Below are 3,871 nucleotides of genomic sequence, written 5' to 3'. Positions count from 1 at the left end.
GGCTTACTTGGTGCCTGCCATCTTCATCTCTTTGAACCTGACCGGCAACCCTTTCCCTCAGTTGGGCTTGGGTTCTAACTACGCTGGCACCGACATCTCCTTGCTGTCCAAGCTCGACCAAGTGGTGACCGACCTGGGCTTCAACCAGTACACCACCACCACAGCGGGCACGACGCTGAACATGTTCATGTACACCGTGTCCTTGATGATCGGTACCGCGGGCTTGCCCCACGTGATCGTTCGCTTCTTCACCGTGCCCAAAGTCGCTGACGCCCGTGCATCGGCTGGCTGGGCTTTGATCTTCATTGCGTTGCTCTACACCACAGCGCCTGCTGTGGGTGCCATGGCCAAGTTCAACCTGCACAAGACCGTGAACACGGCGGCTTCCACCGGTGGTGACTTGTTCGCCGCTGATGCCAGCTTGCAGTATGAAGCCCGTCCAGACTGGATGAAGCGCTGGGAAAAAACCGGTTTGCTGAAGTTCGAAGACAAGAACGGCGATGGCCGTATCCAGTACTACAACGACAAAACCAAGAGTGACGCCGTGAAAGCCAAGGCTGACGCAGCTGGCTGGAAAGGCAACGAATTGACCGTGAACGCCGACATCATCGTGTTGGCCAACCCCGAAATCGCCTTGCTGCCCAACTGGGTGATCGCGTTGGTGGCCGCGGGTGGTTTGGCGGCCGCTTTGTCGACCGCTGCCGGTTTGCTCTTGGCCATTTCGTCGGCTGTGTCGCACGACCTGATCAAGGGTGCCATCAACCCTGGCATCAGTGAAAAAGGCGAACTCATGGCCGGTAAGATTGCCATGGCTGTGGCCATCTTCGTGGCGGGCTGGCTCGGCTTGAATCCACCGGGCTTCGCTGCCGGCACCGTGGCTTTGGCTTTCGGTATTGCCGCCTCCACCATCTTCCCTGCTTTGATGATGGGCATTTTCATCAAGACCGTGTCTGACAAAGGCGCCATCGCCGGTATGTTGGCTGGTTTGGCTGTGACGTTGTTCTATGTGTTCGCACACAAAGGCATCTTCTTCATCAAAGGCACGGCTTACCTCGATCTGATCGGTGGCGCCAATGCATTCTTCACCATCACCCCTGAGGCCTTCGGCACCGTGGGCGCGATCGTGAACTTCGCAGTGGCCTATCTGGTCAGCAAGATGTCTGCCCCTGTGCCACAGCACATCCAAGAATTGGTGGAGTCGGTTCGCGTGCCTAAAGGCGCGGGTTCTGCCGCTGCTGGTCACTGAAATGACTTTTCGACAGGTGCCGTGAAAGCGGCGCCCGTTTGAAACAGCAAAGCCCCGTTAGGCGACTGGCGGGGCTTTTTTTATGGCATGGCTGCGATTGGGTGACAATCGTGGCCACACCGAAAGCACGTAAAACCATGACCAGCATTTTCATTTTCAATTGGATTTTTTTACTGGCCTTGTTTCCGATCGCCTTTTTCTGGCTGCGCCGGGCTTACCGCATTTTGGTCAAGCAAGACTTCAGTGAAGTCGCCCTGAAAAAAGGGATGCCCCCTGACAATGCCGAGAAATATGCGCCCTATGAGATGGCGATCAACATGATCGGCGGCACAGTGATGGTCGGGGTGCTGGTGGCGGTGCTGGGCTTTCAGGCCTTGGCGTCCGAGGACTGGATTGCCATTGCCGGCTCGACCCTGTGGATCAAGTTGCTGGCTTCGTTCGCTCTGAGTCGACAGGCGCACGGCTTGGGCCCCAGATTCAAAAACAAAGCCAAGCGCTCGGCATCTGGCGATGGGACGCGCGACTGAATTTGCGCAGTGAAGCCCATTGGTCGATGGCCATGTTTTGCAGCATCTGCACAAGACCCCCAAATTGCGAATGCGCTGGGCTGTGCAGCGCGCAATGACCGAGGACAGGAGGCAAGATGCGCCACAAAATAGGGATCGCCGATGTCGAGCCCAACTGGGGCAAGTCATGGGGCTTTTTGATGTCCTGTGAAGCTAACATCGCCAAGGACTTTGGCGTGGTCAACGCCCACATGGCCCAATTCTTTTGTGCCCCAAAACCCCTATTTATAGTGGCCCAGTTGCTGCAGGTGGTGGCATGAGCTGGCAGCGGCAAGCCGCTCTGAGCGTGGGGGCTGCACTGGCTTGTCTCTGCTTGGGCGTTGGCTTGGTGTGGTGGGCTTTGACGCCCGTGCAGGCCACGCAACTGGGGGCATTGCTGGCGGGCGTCTGGCCTTTGGCTGGGCTGGCGTTGCTGCCCTTCGCGGGGTTTTCGGTGTGGTTTTGGCACAGGCACGATCGCCAACACCAACAAAGCCTTGTTCGCTTGCTGGACAAGGTCAAACTGATCACCGTGGCCACGCAAAAGCAACTGATGAATGCCGATTCGCAAACCCCGGCCGTGCAGCGCCTGACCGAGGCCATCAATGCGCTGGCTACTCAGCGCGACCACTGGCGAGACCACGTACAGGCCGAAGTGGCCCAGGCCAGTCAGAGCCTGCAACAAGAGCGCAACCGCCTGGCTGCGCTGATGTCGGAGCTGAACCAAAGCGTGGTGGTGTGCAATCTGGATGGTCGCATTGTGTTGCTCAACAACCGGGCGCGCCTGCAGTTTAAAAAGCTGGCGGGTGATTCGTCGGCTGCCGTGGGTGCACAGTGGGTGGGCATTGGCCGTTCGATTTACGCCGCGCTGGACCGCCATTTGTTGGCACACGCCCTGGAAAACATCCGCCAGCGCATGGCGCGCGGGGCCAGCCAGCCGTCTGCCCAGTTCCTGACCAGCACCGCCTCTGGCCAGTTGCTGCGCGTGCACATGGCCCCGGTGCGCGCGGGCGCAGACACAGAGCCAGGGGCCGAGTCCGACAGCGCTGACATCCATGGCTTTGTTTTGATGCTGGACAACGTGACCCACAGCTTCGAGGAAGAAACCCGCCGTGACCAGTTGCTGCTGGGCCTGACCGAGGGCTCGCGGGCTTCGCTGGCCCATGTGCAGGCCGCCGCTGAGAGGCTGGCTTCGGACCATCTGACGCCTGAGGTGCGCGCGCAGTTTTTGCGCTTGGTGCGCGAAGAAGCCGCCGCCATGGGCCAGCGCATCACCGATCTGGTGGCCCGCTCTACCGAAACGCTGAAAACCCGTTGGCCGATGGAAGACATGCTGGGCGCAGACTTGGTGCTGGCCGCGCAGCGGCACATCGCCATGCATTGCGGGCGCGACTCAGGCGACGTGGTGCTGGACACGGTGGACCCGCAGGTCTGGCTCAAGGTGGACAGCTGGGGTGTGCTGCAGGTGCTGGCCTATCTGGCCAGCCGTTTGTTTGACGAGTTTGCTGTGCGCTTTGTGCAGCTGCGGCTCGCGCAGGCTGCCGACAAAGTGCACTTGGACTTGGTCTGGTCCGGCCAGGCCATGAGCACTGAAACCGTGATGGGCTGGGAATTGGACCCCATGCACCAGGGGCAAGACCACAACCCCTTGACGGTGCGTGACGTGATGGACCGCCACGGCGGTGTGATGGGGTTCGAGCGCGAGCGCACGCGCCACCAGGCGTTCTTTCGGCTGGTTCTGCCCAGGGCCCAGGCACAAGACACCATCAATTCCGAGCATCTGCGAAGCCCAGACAGCCGCCCCGAGTACTACGACTTCGATCTGTTCCAGATGGCTGAGAGCCACCACAGTTTGGACGATCGACCGCTCAAAACCCTGATGTTCACCGTGTTCGACACCGAGACCACGGGCCTGAACCCTTCACAAGGCGACGAGATCGTCCAGATCGGCGCCGTCCGCATCGTCAATGGCCGCTTGCTGCGCCTGGAGACGTTTGAGCAGTTGGTTGATCCGGGCCGCAGCATCCCGGCTGCGTCCATTCCGATCCACGGCATCACACCCGCCATGGTGCAGGGCCAG

At 60.0% G+C, this 3,871-nt stretch carries 4 protein-coding genes; all 4 read left to right on the top strand.

What is annotated here, in order from left to right; all coding sequences use genetic code 11:
- Positions 1-1,246 (top strand): VC_2705 family sodium/solute symporter (locus Q0341_RS09200; protein WP_299512395.1); only part of this gene is annotated, 1,246 nt, incomplete at its 5' end.
- A 137-nt stretch (positions 1,247-1,383) separates the two neighbouring features.
- Positions 1,384-1,773 (top strand): hypothetical protein, encoded by a 390-nt coding sequence (locus tag Q0341_RS09195; RefSeq protein WP_299512393.1) that lies wholly within the window; start codon positions 1,384-1,386, stop codon positions 1,771-1,773.
- A 116-nt stretch (positions 1,774-1,889) separates the two neighbouring features.
- Complete coding sequence (locus Q0341_RS09190) at positions 1,890-2,072, top strand: hypothetical protein (RefSeq protein ID WP_299512391.1); 183 nt, start codon at positions 1,890-1,892, stop codon at positions 2,070-2,072.
- A partial coding sequence (locus Q0341_RS09185; protein WP_299512389.1) for a 3'-5' exonuclease occupies positions 2,069-3,871 on the top strand: 1,803 nt, incomplete at its 3' end. The genes Q0341_RS09190 and Q0341_RS09185, both read left to right, overlap by 4 nt.

The sequence above is a fragment of the uncultured Limnohabitans sp. genome (assembly GCF_937889215.1).
Taxonomy (GTDB): domain Bacteria; phylum Pseudomonadota; class Gammaproteobacteria; order Burkholderiales; family Burkholderiaceae_C; genus Limnohabitans_A.
The sequence above is the reverse complement of the archived record's forward strand: the minus strand, read 5'-3'. Positions and strand labels throughout refer to the sequence as shown.